This window comes from Candidatus Palauibacter sp. (assembly GCF_965213655.1).
Lineage (GTDB): Bacteria > Gemmatimonadota > Gemmatimonadetes > Palauibacterales > Palauibacteraceae > Palauibacter.
This window is the reverse complement of record NZ_CBDBZT010000003.1, coordinates 670,961-696,088: the sequence shown is the minus strand read 5'-3', so window position 1 is coordinate 696,088 and position 25,128 is coordinate 670,961. Positions and strand designations below refer to the sequence as shown.

Genomic DNA, 25,128 nt, shown 5'->3' with positions numbered 1-25,128 from the left:
AGGTACGCTGGTCCTCCGCTCAGCGGCTATCGCGCCGTGTGACACCGCCGGAGCGGCGAACGTTTGCCGCTCCAGCGGGCCACGAGAGCCGCAGACCTAGCGGTCGTCCTCGCCGTCGGGCTCGTCCCAGAAGCCGAACCCTTCCTTCCGTACTACCTCCAAGGGGGTCGTAAAGGTCTCGTCGCCGAGCGTGATCGCCACCGTGTAGGTCCCGGGATCGGCCAGGCCGCCCCCGCCGCCGCCCCCGCCGAAGAAGCGGCGGAAGGTCGACATTCCGCCCCGCTCCCGCACGGCTTCGGCCACCTGCTGGAAGACGGTGCGCATGGCTGCGGGGTCGGCGCCGCTCGCGGCGGCCGCGGCAGCCGCCATGGCCGCGGTGCGGCCCCCTCCTCGGCCTCCGCCCTGCCCCGCCTGTCCTGGCGGCGGATAGCGCTCGGCCGGCCGCTCCTGCCAACCGGCGCCCGCACCGCCTCCTCCACCGCCGCCGCCGCCGAACATGCGCATGATCGCGCCCTGGTTCCCGCCCTGCATCATCGAGAGCACCTGATCCATCGTCTCCCGAGCGACTCCCTCGTGCTCGACCAGCGAATCCCCAACCGCCTCATACATGCGCGCGGTGCGAAGGCTGTCCAGCCGATCCGCGGGCGACGGCTCCCGAGGCGCGGACCGACGGTTGAACGTCCATCGCACGCGCTGCACGCCGGCGCTGGCCGGGCCGTTCATCGTCTGCACGGTATCCCCCGCCGAGTTGAGGATCGCGATCGAGGCCTGCGGGCGCGCGCTTCCACCGCGCGGACCGCGAGGCGCTTCTTCGGCCTCCTCTTCCTCGGCTTCTTCCGCCTCTTCTTCCGCCTCTTCTTCCGCCTCCGCTTCGGCCGCCTCGGCCAGCGCCTCCGCGACATCCTCCGGGACGTAGTAGGAGATCTGCGCCCCGTAGTCCCCCGTGTCTCCCTGGAAGGTGCTCTGCGCGATGAACTCGCCGCCCACGGGCGGATCCCCGTACTGGATCGCCGTCTTCGGCTGGAACACCGTCACCGCCTCGGGCAGCCGACCACTTTCGAGCTGCTGCAGGAGGGAGATGTCCGCCACGAAAATCGAGCGACCGTGCGTTCCCGCGATGATCTCGCTCTCCCGCGGATGGATCTTCAGGTCGTGGACCGGAACCGTGGGCAGCCCGTTCATGAAGCGCGTCCAGGACCCGCCCCGGTCCGTGGACACGTAGGCCCCCACGTCCGTCCCCACGAAGAGGAGATCCGGGTTCACCGGGTCTTCGCGGACCACGTGCACGAAGTCCGGCGCCCCGGTCGGGAGGTTCGACGAGATCGAGCGGAAGGTCTCCCCGGCGTCATCCGTGGCGTAGACGTACGGCGTGTAGTCGTCGCGCCGGTGGTTGTCGAAGGTCACGTAGAAGCGGTTCGGGTCGTGGCTCGACGGCTCGATCCGGCTCACGTACGTGCCCTCCGGAACGCCCTCGAAGCGATCGGTGAGTTCGATCCACTCCGCTCCCTCCGGCGTCCGCCACACGCGGCCATCGTCCGTCCCCGCGTAGAGTTCGCCCTCGTTGAGCTTCGACTCGGCGAGCGAGACGATGGTGGCGAAGTTCTCCGCCCCCGTGACGTCCGGCGTGATGCCGCCCGTCGTGTTGTAGGCGATCTCGATCTTCTCCGGATCCGCGTATGTGAGGTCGTCCGAGATCGGCGCCATCTCGTCCGTCTCGTACGTCCACTTCAGGACCCGGTTCGCCCCGATGTACAGCGTCTGCGGATCGTGCGGGGACAGCTCGAGCGGCGTGTTCCAGTTGAACCGCATGTCGTAGAGCGCCGAATCCTGAGCGACGAGCGCCTGCAGTTCTTCGATCTGCGCCACGTTCGCCGCCGGGGGATTGTCCGGGTCATCGCCCGTCAGGATCGCGACCGAGTCGCGCAGCGTCTGCGTGCGCTCACGCCAGTCGGGCTGCTGCAGCTGGTGTCGCTCGCCCGTGCGCGTGTTCCGCCAGTAGATCCGTCCCTGCTGCGATTCCCCGAACACGATGTCCGGGTTCGTCGGATCCTGCGGCGCGTAGAAGCCGTCACCGCCCCCGATCGAATACCACATATGATTGTCGATGGAGCCGCCGGCGCGTGTGCTCGGCCCGCACCACGTATAGTTGTCCTGCAGGCCGCCACACACGCGATAGGGCGTGTCCATATTGAAGCTGACCGCATAGAACTGTCCCATCGGGATGCGGTTGGGGAACTCGAAGTTGCCGCCGCGGTCCCATGTGATCGCGATCCCGCCGTCGTTGCCCAATATGAAGTGGTCCGGGTCGGACGAATCCCACCACAGTGCGTGATAGTCGACGTGCACGCCCTGGGCCGGGTTCCCCACTGTGCGGCCCCCGTCCCGCGAGAAAAAGAGAGAAGACCAGTAGATGAAATCGGGATCGTCCGGCGACACCCAGACGCCGGAATAGTAGAAGGGCCGTGAGTTGTTCGAGTTCATGAACTCCCACGACTCGCCGCCGTCCGCGGAGCGGTAGAGTCCCGAGGCGTGGCGGTTTCCGTCCTCATCCGCTTCCTCCGGGGCCTCCGCCTCGACCATCGCATACATGACCTGGGGATAGCTCGGAGCGATGGCGACCTCGAGCCGTCCCAGCATCGTCTCCGGGAGGCCGTTGCCCTCGACCTTCTCCCATGTGTCGCCGGCGTCGGTGGACTTCCAGATGGCGCTGCCGGGGCCGCCGCTCTGCAGGAAGTACGGGCCGCGCACGCGTTCCCAGCTCGTCGCCCACAGGATGTCCGGGTTCTGCGGGTGCATGTCGATGTCGACAAATCCGGCGTCCTCCGACACGAAGTTCACGCGCTCCCAGGTATCGCCGCCGTCCTTTGTGCGGTACAGGCCGCGCTCGTCGTTGGCGCCCCACGGGTGGCCGAGCGCGGCGACGTATACCCAGTCCGCCTTCGTCGGGTGAACGACGATGCGGCCGATGGCCTGCGTCCCCTCGAGCCCCTTCAGCTCCCAGGTGAGCCCGCCGTCGACCGACTTGTAGATCCCGCCCCCCGGCGAGATCGAGTTGCGCGAGTCCTCCTCGCCGGTGCCCGCCCACACGATGTCGGGGTTGCTCGGCGCGATCGCGAGGTCGCCCATCGAGACGACGCGCTCGTTGTCGAACACGGGCCGGAAGGTCGTCCCGTTGTTGGTCGTCTTCCAGACCCCGCTCGTCGCACCGGCGATGAAGAAGGTCCCCGTCCCCGGGATCCCTTCGATGTCGGTGACGCGCCCGGCCATGTTCGCCGGGCCGATCGAACGCCATTCCAGCTCGGCCATGAAGTCTTCATCGGCCACCGCCTCCTGCGCGGCCGCCGGGGCCGGGAGGAGGAGGGACGTGAGGATGAGAGGTACTGCGACGCGCTTCAGCATGGTTCGGGACTCCTGGCGATAGTGGCGCTCGGCGCGGCAACGCGGTCGAAAGTGAGAGTCACGCCCGACGATACGAAAAACACCCGCGCGTCCTCCGGCGTTTGAGGTGGCGGGCCGCTCATGGTAGTGGATCGTCGTCCTTGAGGGCACGGATGCGTCGCACCATGCGGTCGCGCCAGGCGCAGAGGGCGGCGGTCGCGTCCGAACCATGCATCGCTTCGGTCTCGGCGTGAATTCCGTCGATCACGCGATCCGAGAGGTCCGGATCCGACGCCAGATCCGCCCACAGATCGCGGTAGGAGTCCCCGTAGCGCCGGTAGTATTCGCCCGCGCCGCCGTCCGCGTTCGTATGGCCCGTCCCAAACGGTCCCAGCAGGGCCCAACGGAGCCCCAGGCCCTCCCGGACCACGATGTCGATCGCTTCCGCCGAGGCGGCGCCCGTGCCGTACAGGAAGACTGCCTCCCGGATGAGGGCCGCCTGGAGCCGGTTAAGGAGGAAACCGGGGAGGTAGCGGTTCATCTGTACCGGCGACTGCCCCACGCTCTCCAGGAAGGCGAGCGTCGTGGCCAGCACTGCGGGGTCGGTCCCCTCCCCGGGGAGGACCTCCACCACGGGGATGACGTGCGGCGGATTCACGGGGTGTGCGACGATGCATCGGTGAGAACCCGCAAGCCCGTCCGCGATCCGCGACATGCCGTGGGCGGAGGTCGAACTGGCCAGAATCGTGTCGGGACCCGCCGCGGCGTCCAGTTCGGCGAAGATCCGCTGCTTGACCGCGAGGGTTTCAGGCCCGCTCTCCTGCACCCACCCGGCGCCCGAGAGCGCCTGGTTCAGCGTATCGCAGCGGCGGATCACCCGCCCTTCCGCGGCGGCGGCCCCGGAACCGATGAACCCGAGGGCCTCGTCCTCCTCCGCGGACTCCCGCGCCCAATCGAGCGCCAGCGCCAACTGCTCGCGATCGGGGTCGTAGACCCGCGTCTCACAGCCGGCCCTCGCGAATACGCGGATCCAGCTCCGTCCGATGACCCCGGCCCCGACGACGGCGACACTTCGGATCGTGGGCTGGGTCACAGAGCTGACATCGTCGGGAAAGGAGGGCGAAGGGTCATGCCGGAGGAGGGACTCGAACCCTCAAGGGATTGCTCCCACCGGATTTTGAGTCCGGCGCGTCTGCCAGTTCCGCCACTCCGGCTCGCGAGCGCGGCCCTCAGATCTACCACAGAGGGCCGCGTGCGGCTATTGCATCTCGTCGAGCGCCTGGTACACCAGCTGCGCAGCTTCGCGTGATCGTCCACGCCGGCCGCCGGGATGAGCTGCGTGAAGTAGACGACGACGAGATCCTCGGCGGGATCCACCCAGTACGTCGAGTGGTACGCGCCACCCCACCCGTACTCGCCCACCGAGCCAGGGGTTCCACGCGCCCCGAGGTCGGCCAACACGCTGAACCCGAGCCCGAAGCCGACTCCGCCGTCCCAGTTGAAACGGTCCCCCACGTGGTTGACCGTCATCAGGTCGACGCTCTTGCTCGACAGGATGCGGGCGCCGTCGAGTTCGCCGCCGTTCAGCATCATCTGCAGGAAGCGGGCGTAGTCGTGCGCCGTGGAGAGGAGCCCCGCGCCGCCGGAGAAGCTCGTGCGTGGGCCGTCGACGTACGCGCCCTGGCCGACCATCCCGCCCGGGTCGGGCGCCGGTGCGAGTCCGCCCTCGGCGGCCGAATACACGACGCTGAGCCGGTCGCGCTTCTCGTCGGGCAGGTAGAAGTGGGTGTCCGCCATGCCCAGCGGCTCGAAGATCCGGGTGCGGAGGAAATCGTCCAGCGGCTCGCCTGACACTTCCTCGACGAGGGCGCCGAGGATGTCCGTCGAATATCCGTAGACGAAGCGCTCGCCCGGCTGCGCGTCCATGGGGAGCGCGGCCATGCGCCGCACGGTCTCCCGGACCGGCTCGTCGCGGTGCGCGAAGTACCAGCCCTGGATGCCGGCCTCCGCCCACAGGTCGGCTGCGGGTCCGCCTCCGTAGCCGATCCCGGCCGTGTGGGTGAGCAGATCCCGGATCGTGATCGGCCGGTTCGCCGGGACAATCTCGTAACCGCCCGCTCCATCGGCGACCGCGACGGTGGTCTCCATGTACTCCGGCATATGCCGGCCCACCGGGTCGGAGATGAGGAGACCCCCCTTTTCCTGCAGGATCATGACGCCCACACTCACGATCGCCTTCGTCTGCGAGGCGATGCGGAAGATGTCGTCCGTCTCCATGGGGTCGCCGGCCGCCACATCGCGATGGCCGACCGCCTCCAGATAGGAGACCTCCCCCTCATGGGCGACCAGTGCTACCGCGCCGGCCAGTTCCCCCTCCTCTACATAGGACTCCAGGGCACCGCTGAGCCGATCGAGGCGACCTGCATCCGACTCGGCCGCCGACTCAGCCGCCGATGACCCGGGGACACCCGCCACCGCGAGCGCTCCGCCAACCACGAGCACCGGAAGTACGCCCCACAGGAGGCGCTTGGGCATTCTGTTCATCCTTGGTCCTCCGTCCTTCGAGGGTCCCCCGTCAGTCGAGCGCGGGGTGCCGGGTGTGCCAGTCCGTCGCCGCCTGGAAGGCATGCGCGACGCTGAGAATCCTGTCGTCCGCGAACAGGTCGCCGATCAGAGTCGTCGTGAGAGGCTGCTCCGCCTCCTCGCCCTCGGGGCCCAGCGGGCCGAAACCGTACTGGACGACGGCCGCGGGGTGCCCCGTCTCGTTCGTGAGTCCCACCTCCCCCGACCCGGTGGCGAACATGTCGAAGCCCTCCATCGCCTCGGCCATGCGCTTCATCACGATGTGGCGCCGCCGCTGCGCGTGCACGTAGTCCATCGCCAGACCCTCGCGGCCGCGGCGGAAGCGCGTGAAGTCGCGCTCCTCGGCCTCGCTGAGCCCCTCCGGCACCGGGGGCAATTCCCCGTCCGGGGCCACGTGGAAGTCGAAGGCCGATGACGACTCGGCACCCAGCGCACTCGCCGACTGAGAGGGCAGCTCGCGCATGAGCTGCGGCCTGGCGCCCAGATCCTGCAGCTTCTCGACGAAGGAGTGCGGCGCGTCCTCCGTGTACCCGATCGAGAGCGCGCCCAGGTCCGGGTTCCGCTCGAAGCGGAACGGCGTCGTGATGGAGGCGGGGTCCTTCTCGTCCGCGCCGTGGATCTCGTTGAACACGAGCGCGCAGTCCTCGATCGTGCGGCACATGGGGCCCGTCTTGTCCATGCTCCACGAGAGCACCATGCCCCCGTAACGGCTCACGCGCCCGAAGGTGGGACGGAGGGCGCTCAGCCCGTTGCGCCGACTCGGGGAGACGATCGACCCACGCGTCTCGGTCCCGATCGAGAACGCGACGCAACCGGCTGCCGTCGCCGACCCCGGTCCGGCGGAAGACCCGCTCGATCCCCAGGCGAGGTTCCACGGATTCAGCGTCCGTCCGCGGTACCAGCGGTCGCCCCGCGCGAACTCTCCCGTCGCGAGCTTGGCGATGAGCACGGCGCCCGCCGCGTGCAGCCGGCGCACGACCTCGGCATCCTCGTCGATCATCTGCGTCTGGAAGGCCGCCGACCCCCATGTCGTCCGAGCCCCGGCGGTCGAGAAGAGGTCCTTCACGCCGTACGGGATTCCGTGCAGGGGGCCGCGCCACTCGCCTGCGCGGATCTCGGCTTCCGCCTGTTCCGCCTCTTCCCTGCCCCGGTCCTCGAGGATCGTCACCGCGCACAGCAGGACCGGGTCGTACCGCTTCATGCGCTCCATGTAGATGTCGAACAGTTCCGTCGGCGAGACCCGGCGTTCCCTCACGAGAGCCGACAGCCGGTGCACCGGGAGGAACGCGATCTCCTCCTCGGTCGACGGCACGGGCCCCTCCCAGGGTTCGACCTCGATGGAGGTCTTCTCGAACGGGTTCATTCCCGCGCGCCAGTACTTCTCCAGCAGCGCGCCCGTCCCGCCCGGATACGCCTGGAACTGAAGGGCCGGCGGCTCTCCGTTGCCGAGCGGGATGACGTCCTCTTGAGCAGCCTGCTGCGGCTCCCGCAGCCCCGCCGCCCCGAGGGAGGGAGGGATCCGCGCCGGAGCGGCCACGAGCGTGCGGGGATCGAGCGCCCCCGCCGCGGTCGCCGCAGCGGCGGCCTTTAGAAACCCCCGCCGACGGATACCGCCTCGCGACCTCTCCTCACTCCGTTCGTCGATCTCTGTTCCGTGCTCCGCAGACACGCGCAACTCCTGTGGCTGAGATGGGCCGATTCCCGATTCGGGCCGGGCCGCCCTCCGGGCTCAGACTGCGGAGAAACGGCCTGCCCGACAAGCCACCGCCGGTTTGCCGGAAGAGTCTTTGCCTCCCGTCATCGTTCCGCCTAAATTAAGTAAGTACTTGATTATCGGCTGAGGAGATGACAGCGAGATGAGCGAAACTCGTAACATCCTTCTTCGGGAGGCAGCGGCACGGGGCAAGTACGCGCCGCTCTACGCCCACCTGAGAGTCCGAGCCGGATCGGAGTGGCGCGCAACGTTCTTCGAGCTTGAGAGGATGCTGGGCTTCGAGCTTCCGCCTTCCGCACGCATACACCGTCCGTGGTGGTCGAACCCCGGCCGAAGCGGCGGTCACAGCCATGCCCTGGCATGGGTCGCCGCAGGATGGAGGACGAAAATGGTGGACCTGGAAGGAGAGACCCTGACGTTCGTGCGTAATCCGGCGTCAGCGGACCGAGACGGGATCAATGTGGAGACCGATGCGGCCCCCCTCCACCCCGTATCCATCGACGAAATCTTCACGCCTCACGACTTCGGGTCGTGGCCCGAGGGCTTCCGCGTCAGCCGTGAGGCACTGTACGGGGATGAAGGCCGATAGGGGCTCCACTTGTTCATAGACACGAACGTTCTCGTAGCGGCTCGGGCCCCCACGGCGCCCCAGTTCCAAGTCGCCAGGTCCGCCATGACGAGAATCGCCGGCGGCGCCGAACGGCTCCGGATCAGCCGCCAGGTACTGCGCGAATATCTGGTTGTGGTGACGCGTCCTCAAACCTGGTCGACCCCGCTCCCCATGGCGGACGCCCTGCGGGACGCGGAGCGGATGTCGCGACGCTTCGAGGTGCTGGAGGACGGGCCGCGAGTCACGAGCCTGCTGACGGACCTCTGCCGGGAGGTGCCGGTCGCCGGGAAACAGGTCCATGACGCCAATATCGCGGCGACCATGCTGGCCTATGGGGAGCGGAGGCTCCTCACGCTGAACGAAAGGGATTTTCGACGCTTCGGCGACCGTCTGGAACTCGTCCCCGTCATGGAGTGAGGCCGGGGCGCGCGCGACCACTTCGGTACAACGAACTTCATCCGTACGTCATCCCTGCCACAGGAGGGTGATCCGGCGCCCCGACTCCACTCTCTCCCAGGAAACCGGACCCCGCAGCACCGTCGAATGTTCCGCGCGGTCCGGACACTGAGACGCGCCGGGTTGGAGAATCGTTGCTTTCAGGCAGGGCCGTTGCCGCCGCCAGCAGGCCGTGGCTGCTAGCCGGGAAGGTTGAAGAACGCGAACCCGAGCACGAGGTATACGGCGAGGAGGAGCACGCCCTCCATCCAGTGCGTCTCACCGTCATCGGCGATCTGTCCCACCACGAGGACCGAGACCGCGACCGCCACGACCTCGAGCGGCGAGAAGACGAGGTCGATCGGCTCCGGCCCGATCGCGTAGGAGAGGAAGACGAGAAGCGGGGCGATGAAGAGGGCGATCTGGAGGGACGATCCCACCGCGATCTGGATCGACAGGTCCATCTTGTTTCGGAGAGCGACGAGCACGGCAGTGGAGTGCTCCGCCGCGTTGCCGACGAGGGCGACGACGATGACGCCCACGAAGACCTCGGTCATCCCCAGAGCGTGGGCCGCCTCCTCCGCCCCGCCGACGAGGATCTCGCTCATCCAGCCCACGAGCGCCGCCGCCCCGACGAGGACGGCGAACGACTTGCGCTTCGACCACCCGGCGGCCGCGTGCGCACCCGCGGCGGCGTGCGTCGTCCCCTGGTAGAGCTCCGCATGCGTACGCAGCGCGAAGACGAGCGAAAGGACGTAGCAGACGACGAGGATGACGGAGATCTCGAGGCTCAGCGATCCCGATGCGGCTCCGGCCCCCGTCGCCGCTGCCGCCTCGGCACCTGCCCCGTCGCGGAGCCAGTGAAGCAGCGACGGGATGACGAGTCCGACCGCGCTCAGGAGAAGGAGTGTGGACCCGAGCTTGGCCGCCGTCCGGTTGAACACCTGCTTGCGGAACTTCAAGCCGCCGAGAAGCGCGCTCAGTCCGAAGATCAGGAGAATGTTCCCGATGATCGACCCCGTGAGCGACGCCTTCACCAAGTCGTGCAGACCCGCTCGGAGGGCGAAGATCGCGATGATCAGTTCCGCGGCGTTTCCGAACGTCGCGTTCAGAAGCCCGCCGAGACCGGCCCCCACATGCTCCGCAAGCATCTCTGTGGACTTCCCCATGATCCCGGCGAGGGGAACGATCGCGACCGCGGAGGTAAGAAAGAGCGTGGTCGCCGACGCGTGGACGACGTACTCGAGGACGAGCGTGATGGGAACGAAAACGAGGAGGAGCAGGAGGACCTGGTCCGCTTTCAGCTTGAGAGCCAACCCAATGTCCTCCCGTTTCCTCCGGAAAGTTGAAGAGAGAGGCGCCGTCCGGATTCGAACCGGAGTAGGGGGCTTTGCAGGCCCCTGCCTAACCACTCGGCCACGGCGCCGGAGTGCGCACAGCCTAATCGTGCGGCCGCACGGGGGAAAGTCTGGTAAACCGCGTATGCGCGATCGGTTCCCGGCAGCCGATGAACGCGCCGCGCGGAAGGTTCTCTATCGCCTCATGGGCTGCTATACTCGCGCGATGCTCCCGCAGACCCGACCTGCCCTGCCGGTCTTCTTCGCCCTCGTCGTCACCGCCCTGGCTCCCGCACATCTGGCCGGGCAGTTCACCGACGCGCGACTGCCCAGCCAGGGGAAACTGTGGCTCACGGTCACCCCCACCCTGCTGAACTGGTCAGAGCAGTTCGCCCTCGACTCGAGCGCCGGCATCGCCGACGGGGAGCGCGAGCCGCTTGCCGCGCACTTCGACGGTCCGCTCGCCCGCCGCATGTACCCGCCCCCCTTCGCTCTCATTCAGGATCTGAACAGTGATGCCGCCGCACTTGGCTTCGATCCCGTGATGGAGGACGACTTCTCGTTCGGCGGGCTCGACTTCTCGGCGATGCGGGCGCAGATACGCCGACTCGGCCTCGGGATCGAGTTGGGCGTCCTCGACTGGGTGAGCGTCGGAGCGCGGGCCCCCTTCACGCTCACGGACATGACGGTGGGCTTCGCCTTCGATTCCACGGCGACCGTGACCGGTAACGCAGCGGCCTTCGAGTCCGGTGCGCCCTTCCTCGTGGACGCACGATCGGCGCTCGGCGATCTCGGTTCGCTCATCGCCGGCGGCTCGCTCACGGGATCGACCCTCCAGGGGGCCATCGCGCTTCGGAGCGCCGCGCAGGATTTCGTCAACGCCCTGGGACGGCGGGCCGCGGACGGTGCCCTGATTCCTACCGCTTCCAGCGCCGCGGGGACGCAGATGGCGAATCGCTTCACGAGTTTCGCTGAGGCGTTCGAAGCGCTCGGGCTGACGCTGCCCGAACTCGCCCTGCCCGAGTTCGCGACCGAGGATGACTTCGACACTCTGTTCCTGAGTCAGGGCTTCGCCGATCGGCTGCCGACGGACACGAGGAATGAACTGAGTCTCGGAGAGGTCGAGCTCTTCGTACGGGTCAACCTCATCGACGGCATCACGCGCCGAACGCCGATCCCGGGACGCAGGGATGACGTGGACGCGGAAGCCGAGCCCGCACCGGATCCGGAACGCGGCATCCGGCTGCGCACGACCGTGGGTGGACTCGCCCGGCTCCGTATCAAGAACCGCAACCTGACGCTCTTCGGAAATCCGACGAACTCGGCGGACATACCGATCGGGGACGGCCAGACCGACATCGAGCTGGCGCTGTATCAGGACATCGCGTTCGGGCGCAGCTTCATGATCCGCGCCTCCGCCCGTTACGGGATCCAGCGCCCCGACGAAGAGGTGGTCCGCTTCGCCCCACCGGACCGCCCCTACGTCGGAGAGGAACTCACGACGCTGATGAGACGAGACCTCGGTGACTACCTCGCGATTCTGGTCCGGCCCTCCCTTCGCTTCAACTCCGCTCTCAGCGTGGGGATCGAGTACGACTACTTCCGCCTGCCGGCACCCGCCTACGAGTTCGCGGGGATGGTGGATGGACTGGATCCGAACATACTGGCGGCAGAGGGAGCGCAGACCCGTCACCGGCTGGGCGTCGGGTTGCTCCTCGACATCTCCGAGGCCGGGGGCGTCGAGCAGCTGGCTGAAGGGGCGAGACCCGTGCGCGGCGCCTACCAGTTCGGCATCTCGTTGCGGCGGGCCATTTCGGGCTCCGGGGGCCTGACCCCGGCGTCCTTCCGTTACGGGGCCGAACTCCGCTTCCCGATCAGCGTCTTCTGATCGCAGTCTGCCAATCGCGCCGATCCGGCGTCATAGCTGGCCGGCGAGCAACTCCTCGGCATGGGCTCGTGAGGCGCGGCTGGCGGGGTCGCCTCCCAGCATGCGGGCGACTTCGTGGACGCGTTCCCCTCCCGTGAGCACCCGGACCGAGGTCCGCACTCCTTCGGCTTCCGTGACCTTTCCGACCGAGTAGTGGGCGTCGGCGCGCGCCGCGATCTGTGCGAGATGCGTGACGACGAGGACCTGGTGCGCGACGGAGAGCCGCACTAGCCGGGCCGCGACGCGGTGTGCGACCTCGCCCCCGATCCCCGCATCGATCTCGTCGAACACGAGCACCGGCAGATCGTCGACCTCGATGAGGGCGGTCTCCAGCGCGAGCATGAGGCGGCTCATTTCTCCTCCCGAGGCGACGCGGCGCAGCGGCGCCGGGGGGAAGCCCGGGTTCAGGGAGACGAGAAACTCGACCTGTTCAGCGCCGACGGCACGGATCTCTTCGTACGCGTCCAGCGAGACCTCGAGCCGGCCCCCGAGGAGACCGAGTTCCGGGAGTGCGGCGGTCACCGCCTCGGCGAGCGCGCGGGCCGACGCGCGGCGCCGTTTCGAGAGCTTGGACGCCAGCGCGGCCAGCTTCGTTGACATGGCTTCGCGTCCCGCTTCGAGTCGTTCGATCTCGTCATCGGCGCCTCGTACCGCCTCCAGCTCGCGTCGCGCCTCTTCGCCCGCGCGAATCACGTCGTCCAGCGTGTCGCCGTACTTGCGCTTGAGCCGGTAGAGGAGATCCTGCCGGACGCGGATCTCGTCGAGCCGCTGCGGGTCGTGCTCGATCGAATCCCGGTAGGGCGCGAGGCTTCGTCCCAGTTCCTCCACGTTGCGGAGCGCGGCCTCGAGCAGATCGCGGAAGGGACCCGCCTCACGGTCGATAGCGACCAGGGCGTCGAGGCGGGTCGCAAACTCGCCCAACTGGTCGACGAGCGACCCCTCGGCTTCGTACAACCGATGGTGGAGCGAGCCCGAGAGTTCAATCAATTCTTCGGAATGCGAGAGGCGGCGAGCTTCCGCCTCGAGCGCCTCATCCTCGTTCGGTTCGAGTCCGGCGCCCGCGATTTCGTCCCGCTTGAAGCGCAGGTAGTCCGCCCGTTCGCGCCCTTCGCGCGCCGCGCGCCGCGTGTCCTCCAGATGTGCCTCGACGATGCGCAACTCTTCGTGGGCGGCCGCCGTCCGCGCCGCCAGCGGCCCGTGCCGGCCATAAGCGTCCAGGAGCCGCCGCTGCCAGGCGCGATCCAGGAGCCGCTGATGATCGTGCTGTCCGTGGAGATCGAGGAGTCGGACCCCGAACTCGCGCAGCCGTCCCGTAGTGGACGGTGAGCCGTTGATCCAGGCCCGATGGCGGCCCTCGCGACGCAACTCGCGACAGAGGATGAGCCAGCCGTCCTCCTGCTCGATGCCGGCCTCCTCGCACAGCGACCCCAACCCAGCGAGGCCCTCGATCTCGAAGCGGCCCTCGACGCGCGCGGCCCCGGATCCCGCCCGGATCATGTCCGCGGACGGCCGGCCCCCGACGAGAAGTGCAAGCGCCTCGACGAGGATGGACTTCCCGGCCCCCGTCTCGCCGCTGAGCACGCTCAGGCCCGGGCCGAATTCGAGCGTGGCTTCCTCGACGACGGCAAAGTTCCGGACGCGAAGCTCTCTGAGCATGGTCTAGCCGTCCCCGTTCCCCCCGGATGGGGGCGCCGGATGGTCGCGGACATCGCCCCACCGCAGCTTCCGCCTGAGGACGGTGAAGAAGGAATAGTCGGACAGGCGGACGAGACCTACGGGGTGGCGGGAGCGAGCGACTTCCACCCGGTCGCCCACCGAGAGGAGACAACCGGGCTGTCCGTCCACGGTGAGTTGCAGGTCGTGGTCCCCGGAGAGGAGTTCGACGGAGATCCTGGTGTCTCCCGAAAACACAACCGGGCGCACCGCCAGCGTGTGCGGCGAAATGGGCGTCGCGACGATCCCCTCCATCGTCGGCGAGACGATCGGCCCACCCGCAGACAGGCTGTACGCCGTCGAGCCCGTAGCCGTGGCGAAGATGATGCCATCCGCGCTGTAGTGTCCCACCTCGTCGTTGTCAGCCAGAACGCGCAGGCCGATCAGGCGGGCGAAGCCGCTCTTGTGGATCACCGCGTCGTTGACGGCGTAGAAGCTCCGTTCGTCCGGACCGTTGGATCCGTTCGGAATCACCCGGACGCGGAGGGCGATCCGCTTCTCGAGCGCGTAGTCTCCGCTCGCCACCATCGACATCGCCGCTTCGAGCTCCTCCTCCGAGACCATCGTGAGGAATCCGAGCCGACCCAGGTTGCAGCCCAGCACCGGGATGCCGCGCGGTGCCGCCAACCGGGCCGCCCGCAACAGCGTCCCGTCCCCTCCCAGGGACAGCACGAGGGCGACATCCCCGTCAATCTCTTCCGGGGGGACGGCATCGCGTCCCGCTTCCGCCGCGAGCGATGGCTCGAAGACGAGAGACACGCCGAGTTCGTCCGCCGTCCGCTCGACGCGGCGGAGCAGAGGCTCCAGTTCCGGGTGGTCGGCGTTACCGATGATGAGGAATCTCATGGGCCGCTCAACGGTCGCGCTCGAGGACGAGTCGTCCGATCTCTCGCAACCGGTCCGCACCGTCGAGCGGGGCGATCTCTCCCAGCGCCTCGCGGCCGAACTCTTCGGCGCGTGCTCTCGCTCCGTCCAGACCGAGGACCGATGGTACCGTCGCCTTTCCGAGGGCTGCGTCCCGGCCGCCGATCTTCCCCATGCGGCTCGAAGATCCCGTCACATCGAGGATATCGTCCACCGTCTGGAATGCGAGTCCGATGGCGATCCCGAAGCGGGTCAGCCGATCGACGATCGCGGCCGGCGCGCGGGCCGCAATGCCGCCCATCGTGCAGCATGCGGCGATAAGACGCGCGGTCTTTCCGAGGTGGATTCGCGCAAGCTTGTCGAAGCTCACACGCTCCTTCTCGGCGAGAAGATCGAGGAGCTGGCCTCCGACCATGCCGTCGCTGCCGGCCGCCGCCGTGAGGGTTCCGATAAGCCGGCTCGCCGCGGGGTCAGACAACTTCAGGCCCGCCGCTCCCTCGGCCACGGCGCGGATCGCGAGCGGAAGCAGCGCCGCCCCCGCCAGAACCGCAGCCCGCTCTCCATACCGGATATGCACCGTCGGACGCCCGCGGCGAAGGTCGTCGTCATCCATGCACGGCAGATCATCGTGGATCAGGGAATACGTGTGGACGAGTTCGGGCCCCAGGGCCACGCGATGGAGCGCAGCCGACCCGTTTCCGGCGCCGGCTCGCCCGACCGGGCCGGTGTGGCCCCCAGCAGCTTCCCAGGCGCCGACGAACAGGAGAGGCCGGATCCTCTTCCCCTGCGCGAGAACTGCGTACCGTATGGGTTCCGCGATCGGGCCCGTCCCCTGAAGTGTCTCGGATACCCAGCCCCTCAGTTCCGCATCGATCGCGGCACGCAATTCGTGCAGTTCCCCCGTCACGATCCGCCTTCCGGCTCATCCGCCGACTCCTCGCCCGCCGCTTCCACACCCACCAAAGGCGCCGTCTTCAGCTTCCCCGTCGACGACGCGATGAGTTCCTCGACCCTGCCGCTCGCCCTCTCGAGCCAATGCCGAGCTTCGCCGAGACGCTCGATCCCCTGCTCGAAAAGGGCGATCGCCTCGTCCAGTCCGATGCCCTCCCGGTCGAGGCGTGTGACGATCTGTTCCAGTTCCCGGATCGCCTTTTCGAACTCGAACTTCGTCGAAGACTCGCTCATGGTTCGGACTCCGGGGCGTCAGGCCCTGCCGTGTCAGGCTCCACGGTGTCCGTCGTCGCCGCGACCCGTCCCCCCTGCACGCGCAGGCGGAAGCGCTGGCTCGGCCTGAAATGGTCGATGCGCGTGAGTCGACGATCCTGAAGATCGGTGGCCACGGCGTAACCGCGGGCCACAGTCTCGAGCGGACTCAGGGCATCGAGCGCGGCGGCGAGGCCCGCAAGCTGCGCACGCGAGCGGGAGAGCGCGCGCTCCAAGCCGGCCGGGAGCCGGGCCGCCAAGGTGTCGAGACGTAGTTCCGCGACATCGCGCACGTATCCGGCGGAAGCAGGCAGGCGGTGCGCTAGCGCTTCCACGCGATCGCTCCCGCGCGTGATGAGCCGGCGCAACCCTCGAGCCAGACCCTGCCCCGTCGCGTCGAGCGAGGCGCGGACGCTCCGGACGTCCGGCACCGCGAGTTCCGCGGCGGCGGACGGCGTCGGCGCCCGGAGGTCCGCCACCAACTCGCACAGGGTCACGTCGACCTCGTGCCCGATGGCGCAGATCACGGGAACCGGGGTCGCCGCCACCGCACGGACCGCCGTCTCCTCGTTGAAGCACCACAGGTCCTCCATCGACCCGCCGCCCCGGCTCAGAATGATCGCGTCCAGTTCCCGCTCCAGACCACCAGCGCTCCACTCCACGAGGCGCTGGAGCGCAGCTCGTACTTCGTCGGCAGCGCCCTCACCCTGCACGCGGCAGTGGCGCACCACGATCTCGACCCACGGAGCCCGCCGGCGGAGCACGGTGATGATGTCGTGCAACGCCGCCCCCTTGCTCGACGTGACGACACCCACGCGCCGGGGAAACGCGGGCAACGCGCGCTTGCGCTCCGGGTCCAGCATGCCCTCGGCCGCCAACTGCCGGCGGAGCCGCTCGAAGGCGATCCTCCACAGACCCTCGCCCGCCGCTTCGATGGCGCGCACGCGCAGCTGGAACCGACCCTGCCGGGCATAGAGGGTGGGACGCCCGTGGACGAAGACCTCCATGCCGTCTTCGGGGTCCGCCGGCAGGCGCCAGGCGTCCCCCCGGAAGAACACGCAGGCAACACTCGCGTCGCGCGCCTGGTCCCGGAGGGAGAAGTAGCGGTGCCCGACCGAAGAGCGGGTCCAGTTCGTCACTTCGCCGCAGACCCAGAGGTCCCCGAAGCGCTTCTCCAGCGTGCCGCGCGTCGCCTCGTTCAACTCGGACACGGTGACCGCGCCTTCCGGGGACCGGCCATCGCGCACCTCGGCCGGGCCGAACAGCGAGGCTTGCGACGTCACATTCAACCCGCCGCCGCCACCGTCCCCGCCGTGGCGAGGCTTGCGGTCCGCTCCGCAGACGTCACGGTATTGCTGAGCAGCATGGCAATCGTCATGGGCCCAACGCCGCCGGGAACCGGCGTGATCCAGCTCGCGCGCTCCACGGCCTCGTCGAAGGCCACATCGCCGACGAGCCGGTAGCCGCGCTCCCTGGTCGAATCCTCGACGCGGTTCACCCCCACGTCGATCACGACGGCTCCCTCCCGCACCATGTCGCCGCGGACGATGCCGGGGACTCCGACGGCGACGATGAGGATCTCCCCCTGGCGCGTCACGGCGCCGAGGTCGGCCGTGCGGCTGTGGGCCACAGTCACCGTGGCGTTCGCGCCGGGCTCCTTCTGGAGCATGATCTGGGACATCGGCATGCCGACGATGTTCGAGCGGCCGACGATGACGACGTGAGCCCCGGAGGTTTCCACGCCCGTCCGCCGGATGAGTTCCTGGACGCCGGCGGGCGTGGCCGGGCGGAACGCGTTCGCGTCCCCCTGAGACATGCGGCCCTGGTTCACCGGGTGGAATCCGTCGACGTCCTTGGCCGGATCGATCCTCTCCGTGACCTCGCGCTCATCCAGGTGCCGAGGCAGGGGGAGCTGCACGAGAATGCCGTGGATGGCCGGATCCGCGTTCAGTTCATCGACGATGCCGAGGAGTGCCTCGCGGCCGATGTCGGCGGGCGGCGTGATGTCGCGGGCAAGAATGCCGGCCTCTTCGCAGGCCTTCGTCTTCATCCGCACATAGACATGCGACGCGGGATCATCGCCGACGAGGACGACTCCGAGGCCGGGTCGGATCCCCCGCTCCGCAAGGGCTCGCGTCCGTTTCGCCACTTCCGCCCGGATCTCGGCCGCGATCCGCTTCCCATCGATGAGCTGCGCCGTCATCCATTCCTCTCCGTCGTTCAGCGTGAGAAGTGTGTCTAGCGTGCGAAGTCCACGGTTCGTGACTCGCGCACGACGACCACCTTGATCTGCCCCGGATACTGCAACTCGTTCTCGATGCGGCGGGCCGTACGTTCCGACAGCTTCGCCATTTCCTCGTCGGAGATCTTGTCGGGGGTCACCATGATCCGGATCTCCCGTCCCGCCTGAATCGCGTAGACCTTCTCGACACCGTCCCAGGAACTCGCGATCTCCTCCAATTTCTCCAATCGCTTCACGTAGTGCTCAAACGACTCTCGCCGGGCGCCGGGACGGGCGCCGGAAATCGCGTCCGCCGCGGTGACCAGGAAGGTCTCCGGATAGCGGGCGGGCTCCTCGTCGTGGTGTGCCCGAATCGCGTTCAGCACGCCGTCCTTCTCCCCGCACTGCTTGCACAGGTCGTAGCCGATCTCGACGTGGCTTCCCTCCTTCTCGTGCGTGAGCCCCTTGCCGATGTCGTGCAGCAGGCCCATCCGCTTCACCAGCTGCGTGTCGAGTGACAGTTCGGCCGCCATCGTGGCTCCGATGAGCGCGACCTCGTGCGCGTGCTGCAACTGGTTCTGCCCGTAACTGGTCCGAAAGCGAAGGACACCGAGCACTTCCCGGAGTTTCGGGTGCAGGTCGTGGATGCCGAGTTCATACAGGACCTCATCCGCCGCCTGCCGCATCGTCCGCTGCACATCCTCCCGCGCCTTCTCCACAACCTCCTCGATGCGTCCGGGGTGGATCCGGCCGTCACCGACGAGGTGGTCCATGGCCAGCCGCGCGACTTCACGTCGGACCGGATCGAAGCAGGAGAGGATGACGGCCTCGGGCGTATCGTCCACAACCACGTCGACGCCCGTGGCCGCCTCGAAGGACCGGATGTTCCGGCCCTCGCGCCCGATGATGCGACCCTTCATGTCGTCGCTGGGAAGGGTGACGACCGAGACGGCCGCTTCGGAGGAATGGTCGACGGAGAGTTTCTCGATCGCCTGGGAGATGATCTTGCGCGCTTCGCGTTCCGCCTCGGTTCGGGCGCGCTCGCGCACCTCCCGGACGTGCTGTGCCGCGTCCGCTCGCGCCTGGTCGCGAATCTGGCCCATCAACTCGCTGCGGGCGTCTTCCCGGCTGATACCCGCGATTTTCTCGAGACGCTTTCCGAGTTCTCGCTCGCGGTCGACGAGTTCCTTCGCCCGCGTGTCGAGTTCGCCGCGCTCGACCTCGATCTGCTCGCGACGCCGGTCCATCCGATCCTGCCGCTGGTCGATCGTCTCGAGCTTGCGTTCCAGCGTCTCGCTGCGCTCGAGGGCCCGCTGCTCCAGGCGCTCCAACTCCGTACGCCGGCGCTCCGCCTCTCTGGTCGATTCCTCCCGGAGACGCTGCGCCTCCTCGCGCCCCGCAAGTTCCGCCGCTTTGCGGAGGCTGCCGGCCTCCTGCCGGGCGGACTCGATGATATCGCGCCCGTCGCTCTCAAGGCGGCTGCGCACCCGGCGCAGGCCCCGTCGCTCGATCAGAATCCCCGCGACGCCCCCCGCCACGAGACCCGCGATCGCCAACAGGATTGTCGGCACGGTGATGGATTCCAGCACGGCCAGACTCCAATCCTCGAACCATCTATTAAGAAAAAAAACCGGCGGACTCGTCCACCGGTGCATGCCGCTCAGATCGAACGGAAGCGATGCGCTCCGTTCGATTATCTATCTGAAGCTGGGGCCTCGCTTCTGCGGGGCCGCCTTACGGACAGCACAACACCGATTGCCTGCTTGTCTCTCTAACTACCGTCAGGAAACGTTGCTCGGGACTCTGCACGCCGCAAGCGGACGGCGCGATCCCGGCCCGGGCGAAGGCAAAGACCGAATCTACGCGGAGGGGTCGCCCGCGATGGACTCGAGCCGTTCGGTCACTTCCGTGACTCTCGACTCGACGGCGTCCGTGAGTTGCTCGACCTCGCGGCGGGCCTGGAGGAGTTCGTCCGTGATCTCGAGCGCGGCAAGGATCGCGGCGCGCTGGGGCTCGGCCACACCCGCCACGTGCGCGCGCTGGATCGCATCGTCCACGTACTCTGCGCAGGCCCGTGTGTACGCTTCACCCCGATCCGTCCGGATCCGGTATCGATCGCCGAATATCGTCACCACGATCGGAGGCGAGTCATCACCTGAGTTCATACCTCATCCTCCACATGAGCCAGTCGATTGCGCAGGCGCCGGGCCTTTTCCCTGGCCTCGGCCAGTGTCTCGCGCAGGCGCCGGTTTTCCTCCGTCACCGACTTGAGCCGCTCCTCGATCTCGGCGGGAGCCGGTTCGCCCGGGCCCGCGACCCGGAGTTCATCCCATTGGGTCTCGATCCTGCTTGCCGCCCGAGAGAGGCGGTCGAGCAGTGCCTCAACTTCCCCTTGCCGGTCAGGACCTCCGGATTCTGGCACCGAACCGTTTCTCCAAGGCCTTGGATAGCGTGGACATCTCCGACTCGACATCCCGATCCGTGAGCGTACGGTCGGGAGCCCGGAAGCGAAACGTCCATGCCAGTCCGAGGTGACCTCCCTCGATCTCATCTCCAGAGTAGACATCGAAGAGGCGCGCATCGCGCAGGAGGTCGGACGTCACTTCCCGCACCGCCTGTTCGATGTCCGCGGCGGGGACGCCTCGGGGCACTGTCATCGAGAGGTCTCGGCGCACGGCCGGGAACGGTGACGTTCTCCGATAAGCAGGTGCGGTCCGCCCCTCGACGGCGGCGAGGTCGAACTCCAATCCGAACGCGGGCGCGGCCCACGGAGGGGCGTCAATCGACGCCACGTTCACGGCTCCCGCGACGCCGACCACGCGGCCGTCCTTCACGGCGCGGAACCCGCCACCCGATAGCCATGGCCCCGCAAGAGACGACGCTCCCCTATCCGGAGCGCCCCCAACCGGGGCTCCCTCGAGCGGCTCCAGGCCGGCGCCGCAGAGTCGGCGCGCGAACGACTCGGCCATCTCCTTGAGATCCCACAGGTCGAAATCCAGCGCCGGTCCCGACCAGTGATCCGGGCGCCGGGTCCCGGTGATGACCGCCCCCACTCTTCCGGACTCCTCGAAACGACCGGTCCCGTCCGCGTCCTCTTCCGTGCCCGCGCCGGCCGCGTACCCGAACACGGTACCGAGTTCGAACAGGCGGACATTGCGATTGCCGCGCGCAAGATTGTGTTCGAGCCGCCGGAGCAGCACGGGGACCATCGCGGAGCGAAGGCAACTCTCTTCGGCCGACAGCGGGTTCGGCACCGAGACGATGGCGCGGTTCCCACGGAAATCCTCCGGCATGAAACTCAGGCTGCGAGCTTCGAGCAATCCTCGTCCCGTGAGCATCTTCCGCACTCTGGCCGCCTTCTCGACCCTCGGGTCCGCAGGCACCCCGCTGGGCCGGAACCTGCGGTCCTGGCCAGCCCCCGCATCGTACCCGACCCGGCGCGCGACTTCCTCCACGAGATCGATCTCCCGCAGGACATCGGTGCGCCATCCGGGCACGGAGACAAGCAGCGGATCGGTCGCAGCGTCCGCGTCGCCGTTACCGCTCGCGGCGGGCAGGGCCTCGAAGCCGATCGGCTCGAGTGCCGCGAGCACGCCCGCCGCGTCGAGGCCGAAGCCGAGTACCTGGTTCACGCGGCCGACTCGGAGTTCGACCGGCGGCATCCGGGCCGGCGGCGGACCCGCGCGAAGGCCGATGAGGTCCGCCTCGCCCCCCGCCGTGGCGAGGATGAGTTCCACGCACCGCGTGAGCGCCCGCTCCTGGGCATGGACATCGATCCCCCGCTCGAAGCGGTAGGACGCGTCGGTGGACAGTCCGGCCGGGGTCCTGGTCTTGCGCACGCCGGCCGGGTTGAACGAAGCGCACTCGATGAGCACATCGACGGTGTCCCCCGTAACCTCCGTGTCGAGCCCTCCCATGACACCCGCGAAGGCGATCGCGCGATCGCGGTCCGCGATCACCGTCTGTTCGGGGGTGAGCTTGTGTTCCTGGCCGTCCAGCGTCGTCAGCGGCTCGCCCGCCACGGCTGCGCGCACGCGGATCTCCGCACCGGACAGCCGCGCGAGGTCGAAGGCGTGCAGCGGCTGGTTGTACTCGAGGAGGACGTAGTTCGTCGCGTCGACGACGTTGCTGATCGGACGTGCGCCCACGGCGAGGAGTCGGCCCGCGAGCCACGCCGGCGACGGTCCGACCCTGATCCCCCGGATGACGGCGGCCATGTAGCGCGAACAGCGGTCGAGGTCCTCGATGCGCACCGTGACCCCGGCTCCGCTCGCCTCGGACTCGCCGTCCCGCCATTCGGGCGACCAACTTGCACCTCCGAAGTCGCGCGGCGCCGGAGGCCCGCCCAACTCGCGGGCGACCCCCATGTGGCAGGCGAGGTCGACCCGGTTCGGGTTCAGGTCCAGCGTGAGGCGCGTGTCGGGCAACCCCAGCGCCTCGGCGAGCGGCGTCCCCGGCTCGAGCCCGTCGGCGAGGCGCATGATGCCCCCCTTGTCGCGCCCCAGCTCGAGTTCGGCCTCCGAACACAGCATGCCGTGACTCAGTTCGCCGCGAATCTTGCGGCTCTCGATGCGGAAGCCGGCGGGCAGTTCGCCGCCGGGCGCCACATGCGGATAGAGCCCCCCGGTCGCGATCACGGGAGCGCCGCACACGACATCGAGCACCTCGCCGGCGCCCCGATCCACCTTGCACAGGGTCAGCCGGTCCGCGTTCGGGTGCGGGCGGGCTTCCAGCACGCGCGAAACGACGATCCCCGCCAGCCCCGCGCCCACCGTTTCGATCTTCTCCACCGCGGCGGCCGTCATGGTCAGGCGCTCGGCCAGAACGCGCGGGTCCCGGAGTTCCCCGCGCAGTCCGACGAGTTCGTCGATCCAGTTGAACGAGATGTTCATGCGAACTGCTGCAGAAAGCTCATCTCCCCCTCGTAGAGGAGCCGCATGTCGGGGATGCCGTGCCGCACCATGGCAATGCGAGCCGGTCCCATCCCGAATGCATAGCCCGTGTAACGCTCGGGGTCGTACCCCACGGCCTCGAAGACGGCGGGATCCACCATCCCGCTTCCCATGATCGTGATCCAGCCGGTGCGCTTGCACGTGGAGCAGCCGCTCCCGACGCACACCGTGCACGACACGTCGACCTCCGCGGAGGGCTCAGTGAAGGGGTAGAACGATGGCCGGAAGCGGCTCTTCGTCCCCGGACCGAAGAAATGGTGCACGAAGTGTTCGATCGCGGCGCGGAACTCGACGAAATCCACGCCTTCGTCGACCGCGAGCCCTTCGATCTGCTCGAACGCGGGAGCGTGCGAGGGATCGAAAGAATCACGCCGGTACGCGAGCCCCGGCACGACGACCCGGACGGGCGGCTGGAATGCCTCCATCACGCGCGCCTGCACGGGCGACGTGTGCGTCCGCAACACGATGTCCTTCTCCAAATAGAAGGTGTCCATCATATCCGCGGCGGGGTGGTCGAGCGGAATGTTGAGCGCGGTGAAGTTGTACCATGTGGACTCGATCTCGGGGCCGAGCACGCGCGTGAAGCCGAGTTCCGCGAAGATGTCGCAGATCTCGTCGATGACGCGGGTCACGGGATGCACGCCGCCGACCCAGCGCCCGCGCGCGGGGAGGGTGAGATCGATGCGGGCGCGCGGATCGGAGGCGGCTGCCGCCAGCGCCTCGGCCCGCTCCTCGAGGGCTCCACGCAGCACCGTCTTCACGGCATTGGCGCGCTGTCCGACGTCACGCCGGGCCGCGGCCTCGACCGTGCCGATCAGGGACATGACCTCGGCCAGCTGACCGTTCCGGCCCAGATAGTCGACGCGGGCCGACTCGAGCGCAGCGGAATCCCCCGCTTCCCCGATCGCGGCGAGCCCCTTCTCCTCGATGGCGGAGAGCCGATCGAGGAGAGACGCTCCGGCCGGGGTCATGGGCCGTGCGCTTTGGCCACCTCGACAAGCTTGGTAAAAGCGGCCGGATCCCGAATGGCGAGGTCCGCGAGCACCTTGCGGTTCAGGTCGACGCCAGCACCCTTCAGTCCGCTGACGAAGCGCGAATAGGACATTCCGTTCTGCCGAGCCGCCGCGTTGATGCGGGCGATCCACAGTCGGCGAAAGTCGCGCTTCTTCTTGCGCCGGTCGACATATGCATAGGCCCAGCCGCGCTCGACCGAGTTCTTCGCGGTCCGATATAGCTTCGACCGCGCGCCGAACTGGCCGCGGGCTTCCTTGAGGATCTTCTTTTTTCGACGGTTACGTGCAACGCTGCTCGTCGCGCGTGGCATGACCGCACCTCCTGATTCCTGATACCGGGACTGTCCGGGGGCACTGTGGGGGAATGGGCGGCTATTCGCCCAGGAGTCGCTTCACCCGCTTCTCGTCCGCCTTCGCCACAAGGGTCCCCTGACGCAGCCGCCGCTTACGCTTGGGGCTCTTCTTCGTCAGGATGTGGCTGTGGTAGGCACGCCGGCGGCGGTACTTCCCGCTGCCGGTCTTTCGAAACCGCTTGGCCGCGGACCGGTTCGTCTTCATTTTCGGCATGTTGCGTATGCTCCGGTTCAGCTCCGTCCGTGACCGTCCGGGACGGAGTCGTCGTTCTGGAGTGGACTACGTGCGGTGCGGTCCCATCAGCATGGTCATCGTGCGACCCTCATGGGCGATGTCCGACTCCACAACCGCGATGTCCTCCAACTCGTCCTTCACCATTTCAAGGATCCGCCGCCCCCGCTCCGGGTGCGTGACCTCGCGTCCCCGGAACATCAGCGTGAACTTCACCTTGTCACCATCCCCGAGGAACCTGCGCGCGTGCCGCATCTTGAAGTCGATGTCGTGCGCCTCGATCTTCGGCCGCAGCTTCACTTCCTTGACGTGGATGATGTGCTGTTTCTTCTTCGCCTCCCGCGCCTTCCTCGCCTGCGCGTACTTGTACTTTCCGAAGTCCATGAGCCGGCAGACCGGCGGTCGCGCGCCGGGCGCCACCTCGACCAGGTCGAGTCCGCGTTCGGTCGCGAGGGCGCGAGCTTCGTCCGTCGCGACGATGCCGAGCTGGGTGCCCTCCTCGTCGATGAGCCGGATCGGGCTGATCCGGATCTTGTCGTTGACTCTGGGATCTCCGTTCACTGCACCTCATAAGAAAGCCCGCATCGGCGTTT

21 protein-coding genes, 2 tRNA genes and 1 pseudogene are annotated in these 25,128 nt (G+C 68.1%); 3 read left to right on the top strand and 21 right to left on the bottom strand.

Features of this window, described 5'->3' with window-relative positions; all coding sequences use genetic code 11:
* Positions 1–96: 96 nt before the first annotated feature.
* The 5 genes and pseudogenes from ACOOGH_RS05230 to ACOOGH_RS05210 form a co-directional block, all read right to left on the bottom strand.
* Positions 97–3,399, bottom strand: a complete 3,303-nt coding sequence (locus tag ACOOGH_RS05230) for a VPS10 domain-containing protein (protein WP_420447918.1) — start codon at positions 3,397–3,399, stop codon at positions 97–99.
* Between the two features lie 118 nt (positions 3,400–3,517).
* On the bottom strand, positions 3,518–4,471 hold the full coding sequence (locus ACOOGH_RS05225) for a 3-hydroxyacyl-CoA dehydrogenase NAD-binding domain-containing protein (RefSeq protein ID WP_420447917.1): 954 nt from the start codon (positions 4,469–4,471) through the stop codon (positions 3,518–3,520).
* A 37-nt stretch (positions 4,472–4,508) separates the two neighbouring features.
* A tRNA-Leu gene (locus tag ACOOGH_RS05220) sits at positions 4,509–4,592 on the bottom strand.
* A 178-nt stretch (positions 4,593–4,770) separates the two neighbouring features.
* Positions 4,771–5,913 (bottom strand): annotated as a pseudogene (locus ACOOGH_RS05215) (serine hydrolase domain-containing protein); the annotation flags it as partial.
* A gap of 40 nt (positions 5,914–5,953) precedes the next feature.
* Complete coding sequence (locus tag ACOOGH_RS05210; RefSeq protein WP_420447916.1) at positions 5,954–7,630, bottom strand: amidase; 1,677 nt, start codon at positions 7,628–7,630, stop codon at positions 5,954–5,956.
* 187 nt (positions 7,631–7,817) lie between these two features.
* Between ACOOGH_RS05210 and ACOOGH_RS05205 the strand changes: the two genes are divergently transcribed.
* Both ACOOGH_RS05205 and ACOOGH_RS05200 read left to right on the top strand, forming a co-directional pair.
* The gene (locus ACOOGH_RS05205) at positions 7,818–8,264 is read left to right on the top strand and encodes a DUF7662 domain-containing protein (protein ID WP_420447915.1); all 447 of its coding nucleotides are present in this window, start codon (positions 7,818–7,820) and stop codon (positions 8,262–8,264) included.
* 9 nt (positions 8,265–8,273) lie between these two features.
* Positions 8,274–8,702: a type II toxin-antitoxin system VapC family toxin gene (locus tag ACOOGH_RS05200; protein ID WP_420447914.1), complete on the top strand. Its 429-nt coding sequence runs from the start codon at positions 8,274–8,276 to the stop codon at positions 8,700–8,702.
* Positions 8,703–8,920: 218 nt separating this feature from the next.
* On the opposite strand, the gene cax is transcribed toward ACOOGH_RS05200, so the two are convergent.
* Positions 8,921–10,036 (bottom strand): calcium/proton exchanger, encoded by a 1,116-nt coding sequence (gene cax / locus ACOOGH_RS05195; RefSeq protein ID WP_420447913.1) that lies wholly within the window; start codon positions 10,034–10,036, stop codon positions 8,921–8,923.
* Between the two features lie 39 nt (positions 10,037–10,075).
* Positions 10,076–10,146 (bottom strand) — tRNA-Cys (locus tag ACOOGH_RS05190).
* 56 nt (positions 10,147–10,202) lie between these two features.
* Here ACOOGH_RS05190 and ACOOGH_RS05185 point away from each other — a divergent pair.
* Positions 10,203–11,945, top strand: coding sequence for a hypothetical protein (locus ACOOGH_RS05185; RefSeq protein WP_420447912.1), 1,743 nt, complete (start codon positions 10,203–10,205; stop codon positions 11,943–11,945).
* 30 nt (positions 11,946–11,975) lie between these two features.
* On the opposite strand, the gene recN is transcribed toward ACOOGH_RS05185, so the two are convergent.
* The 14 genes from recN to infC form a co-directional block, all read right to left on the bottom strand.
* Positions 11,976–13,640 (bottom strand): DNA repair protein RecN, encoded by a 1,665-nt coding sequence (recN, locus tag ACOOGH_RS05180; protein WP_420447911.1) that lies wholly within the window; start codon positions 13,638–13,640, stop codon positions 11,976–11,978.
* A gap of 3 nt (positions 13,641–13,643) precedes the next feature.
* Complete coding sequence (locus ACOOGH_RS05175) at positions 13,644–14,543, bottom strand: NAD(+)/NADH kinase (protein ID WP_420447910.1); 900 nt, start codon at positions 14,541–14,543, stop codon at positions 13,644–13,646.
* 7 nt (positions 14,544–14,550) lie between these two features.
* On the bottom strand, positions 14,551–15,468 hold the full coding sequence (locus ACOOGH_RS05170) for a polyprenyl synthetase family protein (RefSeq protein ID WP_420447909.1): 918 nt from the start codon (positions 15,466–15,468) through the stop codon (positions 14,551–14,553).
* Positions 15,465–15,746 carry an exodeoxyribonuclease VII small subunit gene (xseB, locus tag ACOOGH_RS05165; protein ID WP_420447908.1) on the bottom strand — a complete coding sequence of 94 codons (282 nt, stop codon included), beginning with the start codon at positions 15,744–15,746 and terminating at the stop codon, positions 15,465–15,467. Before xseB ends, ACOOGH_RS05170 begins: the two co-directional genes overlap by 4 nt.
* On the bottom strand, positions 15,743–17,047 hold the full coding sequence (gene xseA, locus ACOOGH_RS05160; protein ID WP_420447907.1) for an exodeoxyribonuclease VII large subunit: 1,305 nt from the start codon (positions 17,045–17,047) through the stop codon (positions 15,743–15,745). The genes xseB and xseA overlap by 4 nt, the downstream gene beginning before the upstream one ends.
* A 2-nt stretch (positions 17,048–17,049) precedes the next feature.
* Positions 17,050–17,967, bottom strand: a complete 918-nt coding sequence (locus ACOOGH_RS05155) for a bifunctional 5,10-methylenetetrahydrofolate dehydrogenase/5,10-methenyltetrahydrofolate cyclohydrolase (protein ID WP_420447906.1) — start codon at positions 17,965–17,967, stop codon at positions 17,050–17,052.
* Positions 17,968–18,002: 35 nt separating this feature from the next.
* The gene (gene rny / locus ACOOGH_RS05150) at positions 18,003–19,640 is read right to left on the bottom strand and encodes a ribonuclease Y (RefSeq protein ID WP_420447905.1); all 1,638 of its coding nucleotides are present in this window, start codon (positions 19,638–19,640) and stop codon (positions 18,003–18,005) included.
* A 204-nt stretch (positions 19,641–19,844) separates the two neighbouring features.
* Positions 19,845–20,150, bottom strand: coding sequence for a cell division protein ZapA (locus tag ACOOGH_RS05145; RefSeq protein ID WP_420447904.1), 306 nt, complete (start codon positions 20,148–20,150; stop codon positions 19,845–19,847).
* A complete protein-coding gene (locus tag ACOOGH_RS05140; protein WP_420447903.1) occupies positions 20,147–20,407 on the bottom strand; it encodes a hypothetical protein in 261 nt (86 codons plus the stop codon). The genes ACOOGH_RS05145 and ACOOGH_RS05140 overlap by 4 nt, the downstream gene beginning before the upstream one ends.
* Entirely contained in the window at positions 20,385–22,877 is a 2,493-nt protein-coding gene (gene pheT, locus ACOOGH_RS05135) for a phenylalanine--tRNA ligase subunit beta (protein WP_420447902.1), read from the bottom strand. Before pheT ends, ACOOGH_RS05140 begins: the two co-directional genes overlap by 23 nt.
* The gene (gene pheS, locus ACOOGH_RS05130; protein ID WP_420447901.1) at positions 22,874–23,908 is read right to left on the bottom strand and encodes a phenylalanine--tRNA ligase subunit alpha; all 1,035 of its coding nucleotides are present in this window, start codon (positions 23,906–23,908) and stop codon (positions 22,874–22,876) included. Before pheS ends, pheT begins: the two co-directional genes overlap by 4 nt.
* A complete protein-coding gene (gene rplT, locus ACOOGH_RS05125) occupies positions 23,905–24,261 on the bottom strand; it encodes a 50S ribosomal protein L20 (protein ID WP_420441172.1) in 357 nt (118 codons plus the stop codon). The genes pheS and rplT overlap by 4 nt, the downstream gene beginning before the upstream one ends.
* 61 nt (positions 24,262–24,322) lie before the next feature.
* Positions 24,323–24,517, bottom strand: a complete 195-nt coding sequence (rpmI, locus tag ACOOGH_RS05120; protein ID WP_419937369.1) for a 50S ribosomal protein L35 — start codon at positions 24,515–24,517, stop codon at positions 24,323–24,325.
* Positions 24,518–24,583: 66 nt separating this feature from the next.
* Complete coding sequence (gene infC, locus ACOOGH_RS05115; RefSeq protein WP_420447900.1) at positions 24,584–25,096, bottom strand: translation initiation factor IF-3; 513 nt, start codon at positions 25,094–25,096, stop codon at positions 24,584–24,586.
* Positions 25,097–25,128 lie beyond the last annotated feature (32 nt).